The sequence below is a fragment of the Micromonospora parva genome, from assembly GCF_000718515.1.
In the GTDB taxonomy this organism is placed as follows: domain Bacteria; phylum Actinomycetota; class Actinomycetes; order Mycobacteriales; family Micromonosporaceae; genus Micromonospora; species Micromonospora parva.
This window is the reverse complement of record NZ_JNZS01000007.1, coordinates 439,470-460,001: the sequence shown is the minus strand read 5'-3', so window position 1 is coordinate 460,001 and position 20,532 is coordinate 439,470. Positions and strand designations below refer to the sequence as shown.

At 68.1% G+C, this 20,532-nt stretch carries 12 protein-coding genes and 2 CRISPR repeat arrays (1 of these 14 cut by a window edge); of the genes, 9 read left to right on the top strand and 3 right to left on the bottom strand.

Features of this window, described 5'->3' with window-relative positions:
• Window positions 1-1,208: a CRISPR direct-repeat array (repeat unit 28 nt; unit sequence GGATCACCCCCGCGTGCGCGGGGAGCAG) (it extends 182 nt beyond the left edge of the window).
• 276 nt (window positions 1,209-1,484) lie between these two features.
• The 3 genes from IF22_RS0111455 to IF22_RS33015 all read right to left on the bottom strand — a co-directional run bounded on the left by IF22_RS0111455 (window position 1,485) and on the right by IF22_RS33015 (window position 5,843).
• On the bottom strand, window positions 1,485-3,581 hold the full coding sequence (locus tag IF22_RS0111455) for an HsdM family class I SAM-dependent methyltransferase (RefSeq protein ID WP_081883793.1): 2,097 nt from the start codon (window positions 3,579-3,581) through the stop codon (window positions 1,485-1,487).
• Between the two features lie 572 nt (window positions 3,582-4,153).
• Window positions 4,154-4,390 (bottom strand): hypothetical protein, encoded by a 237-nt coding sequence (locus tag IF22_RS34965; protein WP_156057457.1) that lies wholly within the window; start codon window positions 4,388-4,390, stop codon window positions 4,154-4,156.
• A gap of 157 nt (window positions 4,391-4,547) precedes the next feature.
• Window positions 4,548-5,843 carry a serine/threonine-protein kinase gene (locus IF22_RS33015; protein WP_245233604.1) on the bottom strand — a complete coding sequence of 432 codons (1,296 nt, stop codon included), beginning with the start codon at window positions 5,841-5,843 and terminating at the stop codon, window positions 4,548-4,550.
• Between the two features lie 235 nt (window positions 5,844-6,078).
• On the opposite strand from IF22_RS33015, the gene IF22_RS0111445 reads away from it, so the two are divergent.
• The 9 genes from IF22_RS0111445 to cas2e all read left to right on the top strand — a co-directional run bounded on the left by IF22_RS0111445 (window position 6,079) and on the right by cas2e (window position 17,324).
• Window positions 6,079-8,184: a UvrD-helicase domain-containing protein gene (locus IF22_RS0111445; RefSeq protein WP_030331057.1), complete on the top strand. Its 2,106-nt coding sequence runs from the start codon at window positions 6,079-6,081 to the stop codon at window positions 8,182-8,184.
• Window positions 8,181-11,021, top strand: coding sequence for a CRISPR-associated helicase/endonuclease Cas3 (locus IF22_RS0111440; protein ID WP_030331055.1), 2,841 nt, complete (start codon window positions 8,181-8,183; stop codon window positions 11,019-11,021). Before IF22_RS0111445 ends, IF22_RS0111440 begins: the two co-directional genes overlap by 4 nt.
• 162 nt (window positions 11,022-11,183) lie before the next feature.
• A complete protein-coding gene (gene casA / locus IF22_RS0111435) occupies window positions 11,184-12,845 on the top strand; it encodes a type I-E CRISPR-associated protein Cse1/CasA (protein ID WP_030331053.1) in 1,662 nt (553 codons plus the stop codon).
• Entirely contained in the window at window positions 12,842-13,516 is a 675-nt protein-coding gene (gene casB, locus IF22_RS33715) for a type I-E CRISPR-associated protein Cse2/CasB (protein ID WP_051708353.1), read from the top strand. Before casA ends, casB begins: the two co-directional genes overlap by 4 nt.
• Entirely contained in the window at window positions 13,513-14,637 is a 1,125-nt protein-coding gene (cas7e, locus tag IF22_RS0111425; RefSeq protein ID WP_030331048.1) for a type I-E CRISPR-associated protein Cas7/Cse4/CasC, read from the top strand. Before casB ends, cas7e begins: the two co-directional genes overlap by 4 nt.
• The gene (cas5e, locus tag IF22_RS0111420; RefSeq protein WP_030331046.1) at window positions 14,634-15,335 is read left to right on the top strand and encodes a type I-E CRISPR-associated protein Cas5/CasD; all 702 of its coding nucleotides are present in this window, start codon (window positions 14,634-14,636) and stop codon (window positions 15,333-15,335) included. Before cas7e ends, cas5e begins: the two co-directional genes overlap by 4 nt.
• A 2-nt stretch (window positions 15,336-15,337) precedes the next feature.
• Window positions 15,338-16,003, top strand: a complete 666-nt coding sequence (cas6e, locus tag IF22_RS0111415; protein WP_030331044.1) for a type I-E CRISPR-associated protein Cas6/Cse3/CasE — start codon at window positions 15,338-15,340, stop codon at window positions 16,001-16,003.
• Between the two features lie 14 nt (window positions 16,004-16,017).
• Window positions 16,018-16,968 (top strand): type I-E CRISPR-associated endonuclease Cas1e, encoded by a 951-nt coding sequence (gene cas1e / locus IF22_RS0111410; RefSeq protein ID WP_030331042.1) that lies wholly within the window; start codon window positions 16,018-16,020, stop codon window positions 16,966-16,968.
• Complete coding sequence (gene cas2e, locus IF22_RS0111405; RefSeq protein WP_030331040.1) at window positions 16,968-17,324, top strand: type I-E CRISPR-associated endoribonuclease Cas2e; 357 nt, start codon at window positions 16,968-16,970, stop codon at window positions 17,322-17,324. Before cas1e ends, cas2e begins: the two co-directional genes overlap by 1 nt.
• An 848-nt stretch (window positions 17,325-18,172) precedes the next feature.
• Window positions 18,173-20,520: a CRISPR direct-repeat array (repeat unit 28 nt; unit sequence GGATCACCCCCGCGTGCGCGGGGAGCAG).
• Window positions 20,521-20,532: the final 12 nt, after the last annotated feature.

The window sequence follows — 20,532 nt, the reverse complement described above, 5'->3', positions numbered from 1 at the left end:
GCTGGGATCGTCCCCGCGTGCGCGGGAAGCAGCCTAGGCGGGACTCGAACCCGCAACCGGGCCGGGGATCACCCCCGCGTGCGCGGGGAGCAGTCCTCCAGGGCGTCCCCGATGTTGCGGGCCAGCGGATCACCCCCGCGTGCGCGGGGAGCAGATCCACAAGGCGGCCGAGCTGCACGGCATCAAGGGATCACCCCTGCGTGCGCGGGGAGCAGCGCTCCGAGTGGAAGTTGTTCCACCAGTCCTGCGGATCACCCCCGCGTGCGCCGGGAGCAGGCACAAGAAGAGAGGAGGGCCCGGTGGACGCCGGGATCACCCCCGCGTGCGCGGGGAGCAGTGACGAAGTGACCCCCGTTTCGTCACTCCCCTAGGATCACCCCCGCGTGCGCGGGGAGCAGGAACAGCTGTGCGGACCGAACCTTAGGGGAACCGGATCACCCCCGCGTGCGCGGGGAGTAGGCATCGGACATACGCGGGCCGGGCTGACGCCGGGGATCACCCCCGCGTGCGCGGGGAGCAGGTGCACGGGCGCTTCGGCCTGGGTCATTCGCCGGGATCACCCCCGCGTGCGCGGGGAGCAGTGCTCGAGGAACTCCTTGTACGCGCGGGCCCAGGGATCACCCCCGCGTGCGCGGGGAGCAGGCGTGCGCGGGGAGCAGCTGTCCACCCCGCAGGGCCCGTACTGGGTGGCGGGATCACCCCCGCGTGCGCGGGGAGCAGTCCCTTCGACGGGACTCGCCGGGGCGCCAGCGGGGATCACCCCCGCGTGCGCGGGGAGCAGTGCAGGTAGGTGATCCAGTCCCAGTGCTGCGCCGGATCACCCCCGCGTGCGCGGGGAGCAGACCATGCAGAGCGGATTCCGGGCAGCGCAGGCCGGATCACCCCCGCGTGCGCGGGGAGCAGTGCTGGCCGCCCACCCGGACGCGCGCTCCGCCCGGATCACCCCCGCGTGCGCGGGGAGCAGTGCTGGCCGCCCACCCGGACGCGCGCTCCGCCCGGATCACCCCCGCGTGCGCGGGGAGCAGGGTCCATCCCGAGGCGCTTCGCGGAGACGGGCTGGATCACCCCCGCGTGCGCGGGGAGCAGAGCCCAACCTGTCATGCCCGTTCCCCCGCCTGCGGATCACCCCCGCGTGCGCGGGGAGCAGCTTTCCCGGGTGTGCACCGGGGCCGGAATGACGGGATCACCCCCGCGTGCGCGGGGAGCAGACTTCCTGACCTGCGGCGCTATAGATCAACTCCGCCGTTTTCATTCACTAGGCCCGCAAGATCGTCTCACTTGGTCTTGGCTGAGGGAGTATGTCCTCGAGCGTAAACGACCCCTACTGCAGCGTAGTTGATGAGTCTCCCATGCAGCGACTAGCAACGCTTATGGCTGCCCCACCGGCGCGGCGAGGAGGTGAGGCCACGTACACCGGCGCCTAAGAAGCGGTGGCGAATCCGCGGCTCGGACACGAACACGTGGGCCGCACGTAGACGGTCTGATTAGGACGGGGGACCGAGGGCGCCGGCGGTCAGGCTGTCGCCAATTTCGCGGGCCAGTGCGGCCCCGGTTGCTGCGGCCCGATCGAGTCGGGTCCGAAACTCAACAAGCTGGCAAAAGGCTTTCCCGTACGCCTGCTGCCGGTCTAGCGGCAGTACCGGGATGGCGAGCCGTTTGATATCGATGCGCAGGGCTCCGCTGCCGGTGCTCGATGAGCGGCCCGCGACGCGCAGGTTGTCTGTGCGGGAGATGACGCCAGCGACAAACCAGGGATCGAATCGGGCCGGGTCGACGCGGAGCAGCTGTACGCCGGGTCCGAGCTCGGCGCCGACTTGTTCTGGGGTGGCTACTCGGGCGCTGATTTTGCGTCCGACAACTGGGATGAGGATGTCTCCGGCTTGTACTTCCGGCCCGGCGTCGTCGTCTGAGGCACGGGTCGCAGTGCCGGTGGCCGAGGCACCGGCCAGGACGTCGGCTCCAGTCAGCACCAAGGCGCTCGCGGGGGTGTGGGCTGATCGGCTACGGGAAACCGCGCGCCGTATGGACATGCCGCCCGACCGAATCAGGTCGGCGATGTCGGCCTGGGGGGCGAGTCGAAGCGCTGCTGTGTCCACCTCTTGCACCGCCGGCAGGCTGTGTCGTACCTGTTCCAGTAGTTGGTCGAAGTCGTTCATCCTGGCGATGGTCTCTGCCGGGTTGGTGGCGAGTTCATCGGATCGGGGCACGTAGCGCTGTGGTGTGAGGTCGACTTGGTCATCGAGCACCTCGATTGCGGGTATGGCGCGGTGGACGCCGGGCTCTTCGACGTAATGGTCGGAGAGGTAGGCGTGCCAGGCGGCGCCAGCGACGTCCGCGATCGCCCGCGTGGTTGGTGCGGTAGTGGTATCGACAAAAAGTAGGGCTCCAGCATGTGGCTGACGCAGGTCGGGCAGTTTGAGCACCCAGATGTGGAGTCCGATACCGGTTGGTGGCATCAGACCGGCAGGTAGAGCGATGACCGCCCGTAGCGCCCCATGGCGGACCAGTTCGGCACGTACACGGCGGCCGGCTGGCCGCGTAGCGGCAGCCGGGGGCATGAGAACAACAGCGGTGCCGTCGGGGGAGAGGTGGGCCAGGGCGTGCTGTACCCAGGCGAGTTCGGGCTCGGTGCGCGGTGGTAGGCCATAGGTCCAGCGAGGGTCGTAGGCGAGGCGATCGTGGCCCCAATCGTGAATGCCGAACGGGAAGTTGGCCACGACGACGTCGGCCTGTAGATCGGGCAAGGCGTCGGCGAGAAGGCTGTCGCCGATGTGTACGACGGGAGGGTCCGCTGTGTGCCCGGCACGCCTAGCGCGCAGGTGGACGAACCAGAGCCGCAGCAGCGTGATCAGGGCGTACTGCGGGTTGATCTCCTGTGCGTAGCACCGGGTGACGCTAGCGTTTTGGACTGCCCGGTCGGCGGCCATCCGCAGGATTGATCCGGTGCCGCTGGTGAAGTCGAACGTGCGGGCTCCGGTGCCGGCGAGGTTCAGTAGTACTTCTGCAACGCCGTCAGGTGTGCCGGCAAGACCGGAAAGCGAGTGAGCCGAGGCGACGTACTGGCTGTGCAGGTACTCGAAGGCGGCCTCCGGCTCTTGTTCTCGGCCGAGTTGGTCGAGCGAGCTCAACAGAGTGGTGAGCTGCGGTGTCCATTGCTTCGGCAGCACGTCGTCGACTAGCTCGGCCAGATCCCTGTCGATTGCGCGAAGGTGCGTGACAAGCTTTCGTGGATTAGGCAGGCTGTCAGGTGCGGTCTCGGGCCGGTCGGACCGGAAGAGCAGGTAGGCGCCGGCGATGCTGAGCGCGTCACTGATCCGCGCAGCGGGCTGATAGCTCTCGATGTGCCGCCAGGCCCACTGCTCAGCTCCGGCCTCGTGGAGCCTGCCGTGACGACGAAGCCAGCTCTCCACCTCGCGTGCGTCAAAGGATGGGCTTGTCGGTGTGCCGCCGACGGGTGCCGGGAAGTCCGCGTAGCGTCGCCGCCAATTACTCACCGCGGCCCGGCCGACGTTGGCCAGCCGCGCGATGCCGCTGGCGGTCAGGGTGGCGTCGCTGGCGGCCGATCTCGGCTCTCGAATCACCCGTGAACGGTACCATCAGCAAAGGCATTGTGCACACGGTTCACAGCCGTGTACTTTGTTGATGGTTCGATTCACGACTCATACAGGAGGCTCCCATGCCGCGTCGTGGGCACAGCACCACCATCGGAAAGTTCGCAAAGCTGCACCAGAACCGTCGAGCGTCGGAGATCCGCGTGCTCGGCGAGATGCTGCGTCGCGAGCAGTGCACGCAGCCCAACCAAGGTCCGGAGGCGCTCGCTGCGCGAGAGGGCGTAGAAGCTCGCTGACCTGACCTGACCTGATCCGCCAACCCGACTATCGAAGGAGGACCATGAACACCCTTGCTCGCACCCACGCTGCTGGCAACTCCGTCCCCGACCTTTACGCCGGTCACCTACGTGCACGACGGCGCACGGCGGTATCGCCGGGGCTCTGTGGGCACTACCCTTCCGAACGCGTACGCGAAAGTGCGCCTTGACCCGGTCGTCGGCATGGCCATTGCGGACGCGTACATGGCCGCGCCCGTTCGAGACGATCGGGCCTGCCCTGCGTACGCCGCGTTCTGTCGGGAGACCGTGCAGCAGTACCAATTCCTAGTAGGCCGCATCGAGTTCGGTGGTCTCGGTTTGTCGGTGCGGATCGTCGACGAGGATCCGTACAGGGATGTCGGATCCATGGTCGAAGACGTGCGGCGGCGAAGGTTGAACGTCTGGGCTAGCGCTGCCAGTAGCAACCCGCACCCATACCTCACTGACGATGAGAACGACATGTTCCGCGCGGTCCACGATGTCTTCGGGCATGCGGCGAGCGGCCGTGGCTTCGATCGGCACGGCGAAGAGGCGGCATGGTTGAAGCACAGCAGCATGTACTCGTCTCTGGCTCGACGCGCCTTGACGACCGAAACACGCGGGCAGAACTGCGCCCTGAACTTTCATTACCGGGGAGCCCGCTTTCCCGAGCAGAAGGCGGCGCTGCTACCCCGGTGGTTCAGCGATCCGACCTTGCCTCGTGTCGCGAGGACTGCCGCGGAGCGGGGTGTTGCTTACCGAGTTGCTTAATCTCCTGCTGAAGGTCCAGCACAGCGGCGTGCCCGGGTCCGTCCGCCCGGATGCGGTCCTGAAGCAGCAGGTTGAGCTGGCGCAAGGCGCGGTCATGCTCGCCAAGTGGTACGTGCGCGCGGGCGGCACGCAGTCGCAAGTTGAACACAGAGGGATCATCACTGCCCCGCTGCCGCGCGAGGTGGTCGGCGAGCTGTCGCCACAGTCGCGCGGCAGCACGAAACTCGCCAGCGGCATGCAACTGCTCGGCCTGCGCAGCGGTCCGTTCAACATCGAATTCGGGCGGCTCAACGGGCGCTGCCATGAGGGGGGACTTGAGTGGTGCTCGCCCGACGATCGCGGCATAGGCCCGTACGGCCCCGGCGGGGTCATCAAGCACCCCCGGAATCGGCGCCAGGTCCTGAGCGAGTGGAGCCAGCACGCTGTAGACCTCTGTGGCCGTGGCTGGTCGGTCCTGTGGGTGAGTCGCCAGCAGCGCGTGGACCAGGTCATCGAGCACGGCCGGGGTATCCGATCGCATCTGGGTCGGGCGCGGAGGCGGATCGTCCAGCTGGTGTCGCAACGTGGTTGTAGTGGTGACCCCATCGAATGGCGGGCGTCCAGTGAGCAGGTCGAAGAGAGTGGCCCCGAGGCCGTACAGGTCGGTGCGGTGATCGGTGGGCTCGCCGAGGATCTGTTCGGGCGCCATGTAGCCCACCGTGCCGAGACTCTGATCGCTCTGGGTGATCCGCGAGTAGCGGTCGTCGTCAGGAATGGAAGCCAGTCCGAAGTCGAGCACCTTCACGGCGCCGCTCTTGTCGAGCATCACGTTGCTCGGCTTGATATCCCTGTGCACCAGACGGATCTGTCGAGCTGCGAGCAGGACGCAGCTGATCTGTGCCCCGATGGCAGCTACCCAGTCGATTGGAAGTGGACCTTGCTCTGCGACGAGGTCACTCAGAGAGATGCCGTGGATCTGTTGCAGGACGGCGTACGGGCGGCCGTCCTGCTCACCAACGTCGTAGATGGCGGGCACGCCGGGATGATCGAGGCGCGCGGTCAGCAGGACCTCACGGCGGAATCGCCGTACCACGTCGATGTCCGGCGTGGAGGCGTTAACGAACTTCACGACCACCGGACGATCGAGCAGAGCGTCCTGTCCCGCCCAAACCTCGCCCATGCCCTTGTGCGCCAGCGGAAACCGACCCAGCCTGTACCGGTCCTTGAGGATCGTGCCCGCCGCCACGAGGCCCAGCATAACGGGCCTGGAGGCCTTGCCTTGGGCACCAACGCGGCCAGTCGCGAGCCGATCTGGTGAATATTCCGAACGACAAGACACTTGCAAGCAGTGTTCACAAGATGGTCTACTGGCGCTGCGCTGGTTCGGGCGCACGCGGTGGTTGGCGCCGCCCACCCTGTCCCTCGATGTGCGGTGTGGCGTGTGCTCCGGTCAAACCCGGGCGACGAGAAAGGTGAGAGGTGTGGCTGAGTTGGCCATCGAGCGGGGGTTCCTTCCCGCCTACGCCAGGCTGCAGCGCCGGGTGCAACACGCCGTGATCGCGGCCATCAGCAGGTTCGCTGAACACACCCACGCTGGCCTGCACTTGGAGAAGCTGACCGGCGCACGCGACCCGAATATCCGCACCATCCGCATCGACCAGTTCTACCGCGGCGTCGTGCTTGCCCTTGGAGAGCAGAAATACGCTTTGCTCAACGTCCTGCCGCACGACGACGCGATCGCCTTCGCGGTGAGTCGCCGCTTCACCGTCAACCAGGCGCTCGGCGTGTTGGAGATGCGAGACCAGATCGGTATTGAGGAGTTCAGCCGAGCCGAACCGTCAGCACCGCCGAGTGGGGGACTGTTCGACGGCGTCTCATCTGCCGATCTCCTCCGACTCGGCGTGGACGAGGATCTGGTGCCGCTGCTGCGGGTCATCGCCACCGACCAGCAGCTAGAGAGTCTTGGCGCACGCTTGCCTGACGTGCAGCTCGACGTCCTGCGTGGGTTGGCCAGTGGGCTGTCCGTGACAGAAGTCTGGGGGGAGCTGGCCGACCGGATCGTGTCGGGCGTGGACACCGACGACCTCCTGACTGCAGCCCACCGCACTCCGGAGCGGATCGCCTTCGTCTCCGGCCCGGTGGAGCTGGCGGCCATTCTCGCTCACCCCTTCGACGTCTGGCGGACGTTTCTGCACCCCACGCAACGCGACGTGGCCTACCGAGAGACCTACAGCGGTCCCGCACTGGTCACCGGCAGCGCCGGGACTGGAAAGACGGTTACTGGTCTGCATCGGGCGGTCTTTCTCGCCGAGCGGTTGCCAAAGGGTGGCGGCAAGGTGCTGCTGACCACGTTCACCCGCGCGCTCGCGGACTCCCTGGGCAGGCAGCTGTACCGACTCACCACCGACCCGGCGGTTCGGGCCCGTATCGACGTGGTCAGCGTCGACAAGCTGGCCTACGAGATCGCGACTCGGGGCGGCAGGAAGATCACGGTCGCCGACGGCGAAACCGCGGATCGGTTGTGGGAAGCAACCGCCAAAACTGGTCCGACCTACCTGAGTCGCACCGGCCAAGTCAGGACCTTCAGCGCCGCCTTCCTCAGACGAGAGTGGGAGCAGGTGGTGCTGGCCCAGCAGTTGACCACCCTCGAGGCCTACCGCGACGCCCCCCGCAAGGGCCGCGGCGAAGGGCTCCGCGGGACCCAACGTGAGCAGGTGTGGAGCGCGATCGAAGCTGTAAGGCGCGACCTGACGAAGCGGCGGCTGAGCACGCACACCCAACTCGCCGACGACGCCGCCACGATCGCCCGGCAGTCACCGCCCCCGTACCGACACGTCATCGTTGACGAGGGGCAGGATCTCCACCCCGCACAGTGGCGGCTGCTGCGCGCACTGGTCGCGCCCGGACCGAACGACATGTTCCTGCTTGCTGACCCGTACCAGCGCATCTACGACAACCACGTGTCGCTCGCACAGCTCGGCATCGAAGTGCGCGGCCGAACCCGCCGGCTCACTGTCAACTACCGCACAACCCATGAGATTCTGGACCTCTCAGTGAAAGTCCTCAGCGGCGACGCCGCCATCGGCCTGGACGGCGAGGGCGACACGCTGCGCGGCTACCGCTCGCTCACTCGCGGCGGCGTACCCAAGGTCGTAGCCTGCGACGACCGCGACAGCGAGTTCGAAGCGCTCATCGAGCGCGTCGGGACCTGGCTGGATCAAGACGTAGAGCCGCATGCGATCGGCGTAGCCGTCCGCACGGGGCAGCTCGTCAAGGCCATCAGCAAGACCTTGAGCGACGCCCACATTCCGGTAGCCGACGACCAACGGGGTGTAGACGGGGTGCACGTCGCCACCATGCATCGCATGAAAGGCCTGGAGTTTCAGTGCCTCGCGGTTGTCGGGCTGGATGCAGGAGTGCTGCCGGCGCCGTATGCGTTGGCGACGGAGACGGAGGATCCACACGGTCACAAGCAGGATCTGCAGCGAGAGCGGTGCCTTCTCTTCGTCGCGTTGACCCGCGCTCGTGACGTGCTCTACCTGTCGCACAGTGGCACACCCAGCTCACTGCTGCCGGCGGTCCGATGAGCACCCGCATCGCTGCCGGCGCTCCGAAGCTTGGAGACGCGGCCCGGTCAGTTTGGGGCAAGACCGACCGTACGGGCACCTCACCAGTCGGGTGGCTGCCGCTGTGGCGCCACCTCGCCGACACCGCCGACGTGGCCGGACGGCTGTGGGATCACTGGCTGAGCGCGGCAGTTCGTCGACGTATCGCGGACGAACTGCCCGGAGGTGACGCAGACGCCCGCACCTTGGCCGTCTGGATCGCCGGCGTACACGACATCGGCAAGGCCACGCCTGCCTTCGCCTGCCAGGCGTACGCATTGGCCGAACGGATGCGTGACCATGGGCTCCACTACGACCGCGACCTGATCCGTACCGACCGCAAGTACGCCCCGCACGCCACCGCTGGGCATCTCGTTCTGGCCGACTGGCTCCAGCAGCAAGACTGGGTCGATCCGCACCCGTACGCGGTCGTCGTCGGCGGCCACCACGGCACCCCGCCAACCCATGAGAGCCTTTGCGACGCGCAGGTGCGCCGACACCTGCTCGGCGACCAGGCCTGGCAGCACGTGCAGCACGAGATCCTGACCTGGATGGCCGAACGCTCTGGTGCGGCAGGTCGGCTTGTCGACTGGAGCAGTGTGCCGCTGTCGCAGCCGGTGCAGGCTGCTCTCACGGGCCTGGTCATTGTTGCTGACTGGATTGCGAGCAACGAGGAATTCTTCCCCTACGTCTTGGACAGCGCGGACGGCGACCGGTTGTCGGCCGGTTGGGAATTGTTGGACCTGCCCGTGCCGTGGCTGCCAGCTGCACCGCCGGCGAGCGTTGACGAACTGTTCGACGCGCGATTCGAGCTACCCGCCGGCGCGACGGCCCGCCCGGTCCAGCGGGCAGTCGCTGAACTGGCTGCGTCCATGCCCGCGCCCGGGATGATGATCGTCGAGGCGGCAATGGGGGAGGGCAAGACAGAGGCGGCGCTGGCGGCGGTTGAGATCTTGGCGCGGCGTACCGGAGCATCCGGCTGCTACCTCGCGCTCCCTACCCGCGCCACCAGCGATGCCATGTTCGCCCGGATGCTCTCCTGGTTGCGCCAGCTACCCGATACCCAGGTTGGTCGAGGCGATCGCGACGTACGGCTGGCGCACGGGAAGGCGGCACTCAACCCCGAGTACGACCAGCTGCGGATGACGTCCCTGCCGAGTGGCATTGGCGAGGACTCTGGTGGCGCGGCCATCGGCGTACACGGTTGGCTTGCCGGCCCGAAGCGGACGCTGTTGTCCAGCTTCGTGGTCGGCACCATCGACCAGCTGCTGTTCGCAGCGCTGCGCGGCAAGCACCTGGTGCTGCGCCACCTCGGTCTCGCCGGCAAGGTCGTGGTCATCGACGAGGCGCACGCTTACGACGTCTACATGGGGCGATTCCTCGACCGGGCGCTGGAGTGGCTGGGCGCATATGGCGTCCCGGTCATCGTCCTCTCCGCGACACTCCCGGCCCACCGACGGGCCGAGCTCATGGCGGCGTATGACAACGGCCGCCATGGACCCTTGCCCCCACCCTCCTGGCGCGACCGGGGCAAGACGAAGGTCGACCCGTATGCGGCCCTCCGAACCGACCTGCGATACCCCCTGGTCACGGTTTCCACGAACGATCGGGGTGCCGTAGCCACCAGCTGCTCCGACTCAGGGCGCAACGTCGACGTGACGCTACGACGTCTGGACGACGACCTGCCGGCGTTGGGTGACCTGTTGCGCGAGCGGCTGACCGACGGGGGTTGCGTGCTCGTGGTCCGCAACACCGTGGCGCGAGTCCAAGAGACCGCGACCGCACTCCGTGCGATGCTCGGCCCAGGCACCCCGGTATCGGTCGCGCACTCCCGGTTCATGGCTGTCGACCGCGCTGCTAAGGATCGGTGGCTGCGAGAGACCTTCGGGCCACCCGGCAGCGGCAACCGTCCTCACCGGCACGTCGTGGTGGCCAGCCAGGTCGCCGAGCAGTCCCTTGACATCGACTTCGACCTGCTCATCACCGATTTGGCCCCGATCGACCTGGTGCTTCAGCGCATCGGCCGGCTCCACCGTCATCCCCGCGACGGTCGCCCCGGTTGCCTTGGCAGGCCGGAATGCTGGATCACCGGCGCTGACTGGAACACCGAACCGCCGCACCCTGTCGCCGGCTCACGTCGCGTCTACCAGTTGGCGATGCTCCTGCGCAGCGCTGCAGTGTTGCTGCCACACCTGGACGGCGCCCCGCTTCGAATCCCGTCGGACATCGCGCCGCTTACCCAATCCGCCTACGGCGGTGAGCCCCTCGGTCCACCGTCGTGGCAGCCAGCGATGGTTGAGGCCGAAGAGAAGCAGCGAGACGAGATCGCCGCCAAGGAGATGAAGGCGGATGGCTTCCGCCTCGCCAGCGTGGACGAGCCCGGGGTGCCTCTGATCGGCTGGCTTTCCGGCGGGGTCGCAGGTGCCGACGACCGTGCAGCGCAAGGCCACGTCCGCGACACCGACGCCGAAACCCTCGAGGTCTTGCTGCTGGTACGGACGCCTGACGGACTAAGCCTCGCCCCATGGATCGACGGCGGTGGGGTAGTCATCCCGACCGCTTCCACCCCTAGCTGGCGGCTGGGTCGCTCCGTCGCCGGCTGTACTCTCCCGCTGCCACGGACCATGACCGCACCCGACGTCATCGACGAGGTCATCGCCGAGCTGGAGGGTCGGATCGACTTGACTGCCTGGCAACACAACCCCTGGCTCGCGGGCGAGCTCGTCCTTGAAATTGATGGTGACGGCTGTGCCCGCGTGGGCCCCTTCGATCTCCACTACGACCTTCACCGGGGTCTCCATGTCATCCGAGCTGGGTGAGAATCCCCGCCTACGCGGGGAGCGTGGCTGCGACCCGGTGAGCTTAAGGATCACCCCTCCTGTGAGGGCAGTTGCAGCCAGATGTGCAGTTATTGCCTGTCGGTACACGGTGGGCTTACTTTGTTCAGTGGACTCGGTCGAGATTAGACGGCGGTGAGAGACTTGACAAGCTTCGATCAGGTACCTGGGTTCTCGCTGGTGGACGACGCGTGGATTCCGGTGCTGGACGCTGCGGGTCAGCGCCGCGACGTGTCGCTGCTCGGCCTCTTCGAACAGGCCGGCGACATCCGCATGATCGCCTGCGAGCTGCCCACGCAGTCGTTCGCGATCTTGCGACTCGCGCTCGCCGTCCTGCACCGGACGACGGGCGGCCCGCCCGGCGACGGCGCGTGGCGGGCACTGTGGCATGCCCCGCAGCTCCCGGCGGCGGATATAGCCGACTACCTCGGAGCGTTCAGAGACCGCTTCGATCTGCTGCACCCGCAACAGCCGTTCTACCAGGTCGCAGACCTGCGAGCGGCCAAGAACAACACGTTCGGGCTGGAGCGTCTCATCGCTGACGTGCCCAATGGCATTCCGTTCCTGACCACACGTGCTGGGGAAGGAATGAAGTCGATCTCGCCGGCCGAGGCCGCCCGCTGGTTGGTGCACTGCCAGGCCTTCGACCCGTCCGGCATCAAGACGGGTGCGGTCGGAGACCCACGGGTCAAGGGCGGGCGAGGTTATCCGATCGGCGTGGCGTCTGTTGGCGCGCTGGGTGGCGTCCACCTTGAGGGTTCGACTCTGCGGGAAACGCTGCTGCTCAACCTGGTGCCGATCGCTCCTGGCTGGCAAAAGGCCGACGATCGAGACCTACCGGTGTGGGAGCGTGAGCCGCAGACGGCCTCCGAAGAGAGTGATGCGACCCGCGGCCCCTACGGACTGCTCAGCCTGTACACCTGGCAGTCTCGCCGTATCCGGCTCTTCGGTGGTGCCAGTGGCGTCACCGGAGCCATGATCGCTATCGGAGACAGGTTCGACTGGCAGGATCGGCACCTGCTGGAACCAATGAGCGTGTGGGGACGCAGCGGGCCGCGCGAGCGCGAACAGAAGCGAACCCCGATCTACCTACCGCGGCCACATGACCACAGCCGTGCCCTGTGGCGTGGTTTGCAGACACTCCTCCCGGCGCCACCACCACCCGGCGCCGAACCGCCACAGCGGCTCTCGCCGATGGTGGTGCAGTGGCTAGCCCGACTGACTGTCACCGGGGTGGTCGGGTCGGATTTTCGGGTTCGTCCGAGGGCCACCAGCGTCACCTACGGCACCCAACAGGCAGTCGTCGACGAGGTGTTCAGCGACGCGCTGACCATGAATGTGCTGCTGCTAGTCGAGAACTCTGCGCTGCGCACGGCAGCCGTCGACGCCGCAGGTGACGCCGAGAGCGCGGTGAAGGTACTGCGTCGGCTCGCTGACAACCTGGCCCGCGCGGCCGGTAGCCGGGACACCGACAGCGGCGACGCCGAGCGGGCCGCCGAGCAGGCGTACGCCCGGTTGGACCAGAACTTTCGTGACTGGCTGGCGCGCCTGGGTCCGGACAGCGATCCGGCGGGGGAGCGCGCTTCGTGGCAGCGGTTGGTGCGCCGAGCCATTCTTCGGCTCGGCGAGGAACTGGTGGCCGCGTCCGGGCCAGCGGCCTGGATCGGCCGCGCGGGCGTCGATCGAAACGGCAGAGACGTTCACTACTCCAGCTCGCAGGCCGAGGCGTGGTTCCGCGTCGGCCTGGCCAAGGCGCTGCCCATGGCGGCCGAGACTTCGCAACAACGGCAGGAGGAACCAGCATGACCGTGGTGGAGACTGATCCCCCACCTGCGCCGGCACGTAAACCGTGGGTCCGGCGCCGCAAGGACCTCGGTGAGCACGTCGCCCGCACCGTGGGGAGCCTGCAGGCGCGACTGCTAAGCGACGCATCGCAACCGGAGGCGGTCAGCGCCCTGGCCCGGCTAAGGCGCGGCATCGGCCGAGCTCCGGGCTTCGATTTCACCTTGGAGCGGTACCTGCAGGTTCCGGAGCACCTGCTGGGTTACCGGCCGGCCGACGATGCAGAGGCGGCCGACACCGAGCACGCGGTACACGACGCAGTGACCCTGTACGCGCTGCACCAGCAGTCACGCCGGGAGCGGATGCACGTAGACGGACGCGGGCTGGGCCTCGCCATGGCTGACCTCGTCCGCAAGTCCAACGGCCCGGAAGGGGTGCGCCGCCGCTTCGCCGCGCTCGGCACCGCCAGCACTTACCGCGAGAGCATCTACCACCTACGCAGTCTCACCACCATGCTGCGCGAGCACCAGGTGCCCCTCGACTACGGCCTGCTCGCCGACGACCTCTACACCCTTCGCCGGCCGGGCGGTCGTGCGCAGATCCAGGCCATCTGGGGCCGGGAGTCGTTCCGCAGCCAGCCGAGCACAGACGTTCAGACCCTCGCCACCGAGAACTCCGAGGAGGACCCATCATGAGCCGCACCATCATTGACGTCTACGCCCTGCAGACGGTGCCGCCCAGCAACCTCAACCGCGACGACACTGGGTCACCCAAGACCGCTGTCTATGGTGGCGTCCGGCGTGCACGCGTTTCCAGCCAGGCCTGGAAGCGAGCCGTCCGGCTAGCATTCGCCGGCCTACTCGACCGATCCCAGCTCGGCGAGCGAACCAAGCGCGTGGGGGAGTCGCTCGCGACACGGATTAAGGCCCTCGACCCGAGCCAGTCCGACGAGACCGCGTCCGCACTGGCCGCCGAGGTGTTCGTCGCTTCCGGCCTGGCCAAGGCTGAGAAGAAGAAGGGCGAGGTCAAGGACGTCGAGTCCGGCTACCTGCTCTTCCTCAGCCACCAGCAGCTGGACAACCTTGCCGCCGCCGCGCTGGAAGCGGCGCGCACCGGCACTCCGCTGGACAAGGCCCGGTTCAAAGCGTTGGCCAATACGGATCACTCGATCGACATTGCCATGTTTGGACGAATGATGGCGGACATGACGGACATCAACGTCGACGCTGCCTGCCAGGTCTCCCACGCCATCAGCGTGCATGCGGTCGACAACGAGTTCGACTACTTCACCGCAGTGGACGACCGAAAGGCCGATGCCGCCGAGACCGGCGCCGGGATGATCGGCACCATCGAGTTCAACTCGTCGACCCTCTACCGGTACGCCACAGTCGACGTCGACGCCCTGCATCACACCCTCGGCGACGCGGCAGCCACCCGCGCGGCCGTCGAGGCATTCCTGGTCGCGTTCGCGCGCAGCATGCCGTCGGGGAAGCAGAACACGTTCGCCCACCGGACGCTGCCCGACGCCGTACTGGTGAGACTGCGCGACTCGCAGCCGATCAATCTCGTCGGCGCGTTCGAAACGCCCATCCGTGAGACGAACGCTGCCGGCCGCGTCGAACTGGCCGCAGCAGCCCTGGCCAAGCACACCACGGCAGTTGAGAACGCCTTCGGAGAGCGGCCGGTCGCTAGCTGGGTCACCCAGGTCGGGGAGAAGACCGCTGTGCTCGCCGACCTCGGCAAGGCGGTCAGCTTCAGCGAACTGGTCGCCGGAGTGGGAGAGCACGTCGGCGTAGCGCTCGGCCAGCCGGCATGAGCGTCCTGCTGCTCCGGCTGGCCGGCCCACTGCAGTCATGGGGGTCGTCCAGCCGCTTCGCCCGCCGAGGCACTGAGGTCGCACCGACCAAGAGCGGCGTCATCGGGCTGCTCGCGGCAGCCAGAGGTGTACGACGTACCGAGCCGCTCACCGACCTGCTCGGTCTGGAGTTCGGAGTACGGCTCGATCAGCCGGGGCAGATCCTGCGGGACTTTCAGACCGCCCGTTCTCTCGACGGCCGTCTCAGCGCACCACTGACCTACCGCTTCTACCTGTCCGACGCAGCCTTCCTCGCCGCCGTCAGCGGGGAGAGCGAGCTGCTGCACGGCCTGGCGGAGGCACTGAGCCGGCCGCAGTTTCCCCTCTACCTTGGCCGCCGCTCCTGCCCGCCGATCGGGCCCATCAGCCTCGGCGTCCACAAGGAGACTCTCGACAATGCCCTGGCCTCATGGCCTTGGCTCGCCGCTGACTGGTACCGACGCAAGGCAGCCCGGACGGTCCGGCTGGAGATCATCAGGGACGCCCGACCCGGCGAGCCGGTCACTGAGACCGTGCCTGACGAGCCGGTCAGCTTCGATCCAGCGCATCGGCAACACACGTGGCGGTCGGTTCTGCGCCGGCACGTAGACGTCACCAACGATCGCTCGGATCGGGCAGACGTTGTCGAGCATGACCCGCTAAGCCTGCTGGGAGGCTGACGTTGTTCCTTACCCGGTTCCAGATCAACCCGGCCCGCAGGGGCGCGCGGAAGCTGCTGTCATCACCGCATGCCATACACGCCGCGGTCCGCTCGGCCTTCGCTAACCCCGAGGATCACGAGCGGGACGGCGCCCGTACGTTGTGGCGGCTCGACACGTCAGCGCCCGCGACCGTCTACCTCTACGTCGTCAGCCCTGGCCGTCCCGACCTCACCCATCTCGTCGAGCAGGCCGGTTGGCCGACTACCGAGACGTGGGTGACCCGCGACTACGACGGTCTGCTCCTCTCGTTGAGCGCGGGCCAGGAGTGGGCGTTCCGACTGACCGCCAACCCAACCCACAGCGGCCGCAAGACCAGTGATTCGAAGGAAACGCAGCGCTTCGGCTTCCTGCGCGAGGACGCGCAGTTGCAATGGCTGGCAAGCCGAGCCGACCGAAACGGATTCGCGCTGGCACATCAGCAAGACGGACGCCCGAACCTGCGGCTGCACCACAGCCAGACGCAAGCCTTCAAGCGCGGCATGGGCACCGTCACCCTGACCACCGTCACCTACGACGGCATCCTCCAGGTCACCGACGCGGATGCCTTCCGCCGAACGCTGACCAGCGGGATCGGGCATGCAAAGGCGTACGGCTGCGGGTTGCTCACGCTTGCACCCACCAGCTGACGCCAGGCTGACCAATGAAGATCCCAGGTGTACCGCCAGCCGAACTTGCCGATCTGACCCGCGCTGAGGACCGAATCAGCTTCCTCTACCTCGAGCGCAGCGTGATCCACAGAGACAGCAACGCGATCACCGCCACCGATGACCGAGGCGTGGTGCACATCCCGGCCGCAGCAGTGGGCGTACTGCTGCTCGGACCTGGAACCAGCATCACCCACCAGGCCATCGCTTTGCTCGCCGACCACGGTGCCACTGCCATCTGGGTCGGCGAGCGGGGCGTGCGCTACTACGCCCACGGTCGCTCACTCGCAGCCTCCAGCCGGCTGCTCCTTGCACAGGCCGCTGCGGTCAGTCACCGTGATCGCCGGCTCGCCGTCGCCCGCACCATGTACGCGATGCGCTTCCCGGGTGAGAGCACCGCCAATCTCACCATGCAGCAACTACGTGGCAAGGAAGGCGCACGCGTCCGCCGGACCTACCGTGAACACTCCCAGAGAAGCGGGGTCGCCTGGAGTCACCGTGACTACGACCAGGCCGACTTCGCTGCTGGCGACCCCATCAACCAGGCATTATCAGCCGCACACGCCTGCTTGTACGGCATCGTGCACGCCGTCATCGTCGCGCTTGGTGCCGCACCCGGGCTCGGATTCGTGCACACTGGGCATGAGCGCGCCTTCGTATACGACATCGCTGACCTTTACAAGGCGGAGATCACCATCCCCGTCGCCTTCGACGTGGTGGCGAGCGGTTCGACTGACATCGGCGCGGACACCCGACGGGCCGTACGCGACCGTGTTCATGACGGCGCGATCCTCGCGCGTTGCGTCCGTGATATCCGGATGTTGCTCCTCCAGCCGCAGCCCGGCGGTGAGATTGAGGACGAGGATTCCCTCCGCCTCTGGGACGACAGCGGCATCGAATTCACTGCGGGCCGCAACTACGCCGACATCGGTGAGGTCGACTTCTGATGACCGTCATCATCCTGACTGCGTGCCCACCTGGGCTGCGTGGGCACTTGACGCAGTGGCTGTTGGAGCTGACCGCAGGTGTGTACGTGGGGCACGTCAGCACCCGAGTGCGAGACAGGTTGTGGACTCGGGTGACCGAGATGGCAGGCGTTGGCCGCGCTCTGTTGGTCTACCAGGTCCCCGGTGAGCAGCGGCTCTCGTTCGTGGCCCACGACCATCACTGGGTGCCTGTGGATCTCGATGGGGTGACCTTGATGCGTCGCCCTGTTGACCCGATCGTCAATCCTGCGATACCCGGCGGCTGGAGCAAAGCAGCAAGGCGCCGCCGGTTTGGGAAGCGCGGACGTCCGGCGTAGTAAAAGCAAGGCGCGAGGAGCTGACTTCGGCCCTTGCATCCGGCGGCTGGAGTTCTGACCTTCTTCGCGTGCGCGGGAGAACCTCCCTTTGCGGTGTTCTTGTCCATCCCATCGTTAGGATCCCCCGATGCCTGCGCGGGAGCAGGCAGATGGAGTCGGAGTGCCGCATTGACGTCGGCCACGGCTCACCCGCGAATGCGCTGCAGAGCAGACCGAGTATTGCGGTTCTCAGTGTTCGCGTCGAGATCACGCCGCGTGCGCGGGAAGCAGGCTACGGGTCAGGCCGCGCGCCGCCCCTCGCAGCGGATCATCCCCGCGTGCGCGCGGAGCAGTCCTGGCCGAAGGCGTCCTTTCAGGCCAGAGCCGGATCACCCCGCGTGCGCGGGGATCAGTACAACGGACGGATCTGGCACCGCTCGGACGGTGGATCACCCCAGCGTGCGCGGGGAGCAGGGTCACCTCCTGAGCACGATCGGTCCGCCGAAGGGATCACCCCGCGTGCACGGGGAGCAGACCAAGCCGTCCGAGTTCGCTGGTGGCACCTACGGATCACCCCCGCGTGCACGGGGAGCAGACGATCGGGATGATCGGCGTCGCGCTGCCGGCCGGATCACCCCCGCTGCGCGGGGAGCAGTCCGTGGAGACGGCCACCGACTCCGCCGGGACCGGATCACCCCCGCGTGCGCGGGGAGCAGGCGACGTTCACCGTCATCGCGCTGATGCCCGAGGGATCACTCCCGCGTGCGCGGGGAGCAGGGTAGATCGACGTACGCCCCCGTCCGTCGGTTCGGATCACCCCGCGTGCGCGGGGAGCAGCACGAGCACGGGCCCGGGATCGCGTGCGCGACCGGATCACCCCCGCGTGCGCGGGGAGCAGGGCATGGGGTTCGACGACGTGACGCCGGTGGCGGGATCACCCCCGCGTGCGCGGGGAGCAGCGCAGAGAGGCTGTGAACGGCCAGCGTCCCCACGGGATCACCCCCGCGTGCGCGGGGAGCAGACCGGGTTGATCGACTGCCACATCATGATGTCGGGATCACCCCCGCGTGCGCGGGGAGCAGGTTCGCGAGGTCAAGCGACGCTTGCCGCTGAAGGGATCACCCCCGCGTGCGCGGGGAGCAGCCGCAGTCCACCCCGGCCCGCGAGCAGGCGTTGGGATCACCCCCGCGTGCGCGGGGAGCAGACCCTCCACGTCTACGGGGACAACCACACCCAGGGATCACCCCCGCGTGCGCGGGGAGCAGAACTGGTCCAGGTTGACGTGGCCGAGGTTGCAGGGATCACCCCCGCGTGCGCGGGGAGCAGTTGGTCCGCACCGGGTACAGCGACTCCGCAACGGGATCACCCCCGCGTGCGCGGGGAGCAGGCCATGGCGGCGAGCTTCACCCACGTCCACGACGGATCACCCCCGCGTGCGCGGGGAGCAGGGCGGCAACTCGTACTTCATCCTTTACCTCCCGGGATCACCCCCGCGTGCGCGGGGAGCAGATCAACGAGGGCACGCTCGACGACATCACGCCGGGATCACCCCCGCGTGCGCGGGGAGCAGGCGGAGGGTCGCGCGAGCGCCGAGCGGGCAGAGGGATCACCCCCGCGTGCGCGGGGAGCAGAACGGGAACGCGACTGGCGTCCCGGGCGCCGGCGGATCACCCCCGCGTGCGCGGGGAGCAGGGCGGCCGCGGCGTCGGCGTACGCGTCTTCGAGGGATCACCCCCGCGTGCGCGGGGAGCAGTGGGTTGCTCGCGCTCGCCGGCCGGGCGGTGAGGGATCACCCCCGCGTGCGCGGGGAGCAGTCCACGTTGCCGGTGCTGGCGCGGTTCGACAACGGATCACCCCCGCGTGCGCGGGGAGCAGAACGCCGACCGTTCGGCGCCGGCGAGGAAGTCGGGATCACCCCCGCGTGCGCGGGGAGCAGGCCAGGTCACCGATGCTGTTACCGAACGGGTTGGGATCACCCCCGCGTGCGCGGGGAGCAGGACATCGCCGCGAAGACGATGAACGTCTTCAAGGGATCACCCCCGCGTGCGCGGGGAGCAGAGCCGCAAGCTGAACGCGATCTACGACGCCATGGGATCACCCCCGCGTGCGCGGGGAGCAGGGGAACTGAGCCATGGCAAACGAAGCCATCCCGGGATCACCCCCGCGTGCGCGGGGAGCAGAGCCGTTCAGGGTCACCGAGCCCGAGCGGAATGGGATCACCCCCGCGTGCGCGGGGAGCAGTGACGGGCGGCGGCGTTCAGCGCGGTGCGCGCCGGATCACCCCCGCGTGCGCGGCGAGCAGGACCGCGATCGGGGCACCCACCATGGCGGCGGCGGATCACCCCCGCGTGCGCGGGGAGCAGAACAGCGTCAGGGGTAGCACGACGCCGCGGCTGGGATCACCCCCGCGTGCGCGGGGAGCAGCCACCGGCCAGCATGAACGCCCGTTGAAGCGGGGGATCACCCCCGCGTGCGCGGGGAGCAGGGCTCACCCGTCGGCGCGTCCGGGCTCGTCAGCGGATCACCCCCGCGTGCGCGGGGAGCAGCCGAGCATGCCGATCGTGCGCGAGTAGGTGTCCGGATCACCCCCGCGTGCGCGGGGAGCAGACCGACTTGCGGACACGGAAGTCCGCCGCGAGGGGATCACCCCCGCGTGCGCGGGGAGCAGCTTCACGACCTCCCGGCCGGTGACCGGGTCGCGGGATCACCCCCGCGTGCGCGGGGAGCAGGCTGGCTTGCTGGGGTCCGCCACTGGGGCGTCCGGATCACCCCCGCGTGCGCGGGGAGCAGTACCAGGTGCCGAGCGGGTTGCGGGGCGAGTAGGGATCACCCCCGCGTGCGCGGGGAGCAGATCTTCAGCCCGGATGTGTAGTCCAGGGTCTGCGGATCACCCCCGCGTGCGCGGGGAGCAGCGACCGGTTCCATAGACATCCGGTCACCGCTTCGGATCACCCCCGCGTGCGCGGGGAGCAGCTCCCCGTCCGTCACTTGGCATCCGATACACCAGGATCACCCCCGCGTGCGCGGGGAGCAGGGTGCGGTGGTGCTCATGCGCTGATCAGCTCCGGGATCACCCCCGCGTGCGCGGGGAGCAGGGCTGCGCGGGCGGGCTGGTGTCGGGGATCATGGGATCACCCCCGCGTGCGCGGGGAGCAGTTTCGCGGCGCTCCGCCGCTGGTCAGCGGACGTGGATCACCCCCGCGTGCGCGGGGAGCAGGCTTCTTGACCT

Coding starts and splice junctions, on each gene's coding strand:
- casB (WP_051708353.1), top strand. CDS start 12,842: ATGACCGTGGTGGAGACTGATCCCCCACCTGCGCCGGCACGTAAACCG.
- cas2e (WP_030331040.1), top strand. CDS start 16,968: ATGACCGTCATCATCCTGACTGCGTGCCCACCTGGGCTGCGTGGGCAC.
- cas5e (WP_030331046.1), top strand. CDS start 14,634: ATGAGCGTCCTGCTGCTCCGGCTGGCCGGCCCACTGCAGTCATGGGGG.
- cas1e (WP_030331042.1), top strand. CDS start 16,018: ATGAAGATCCCAGGTGTACCGCCAGCCGAACTTGCCGATCTGACCCGC.
- IF22_RS0111440 (WP_030331055.1), top strand. CDS start 8,181: ATGAGCACCCGCATCGCTGCCGGCGCTCCGAAGCTTGGAGACGCGGCC.
- cas7e (WP_030331048.1), top strand. CDS start 13,513: ATGAGCCGCACCATCATTGACGTCTACGCCCTGCAGACGGTGCCGCCC.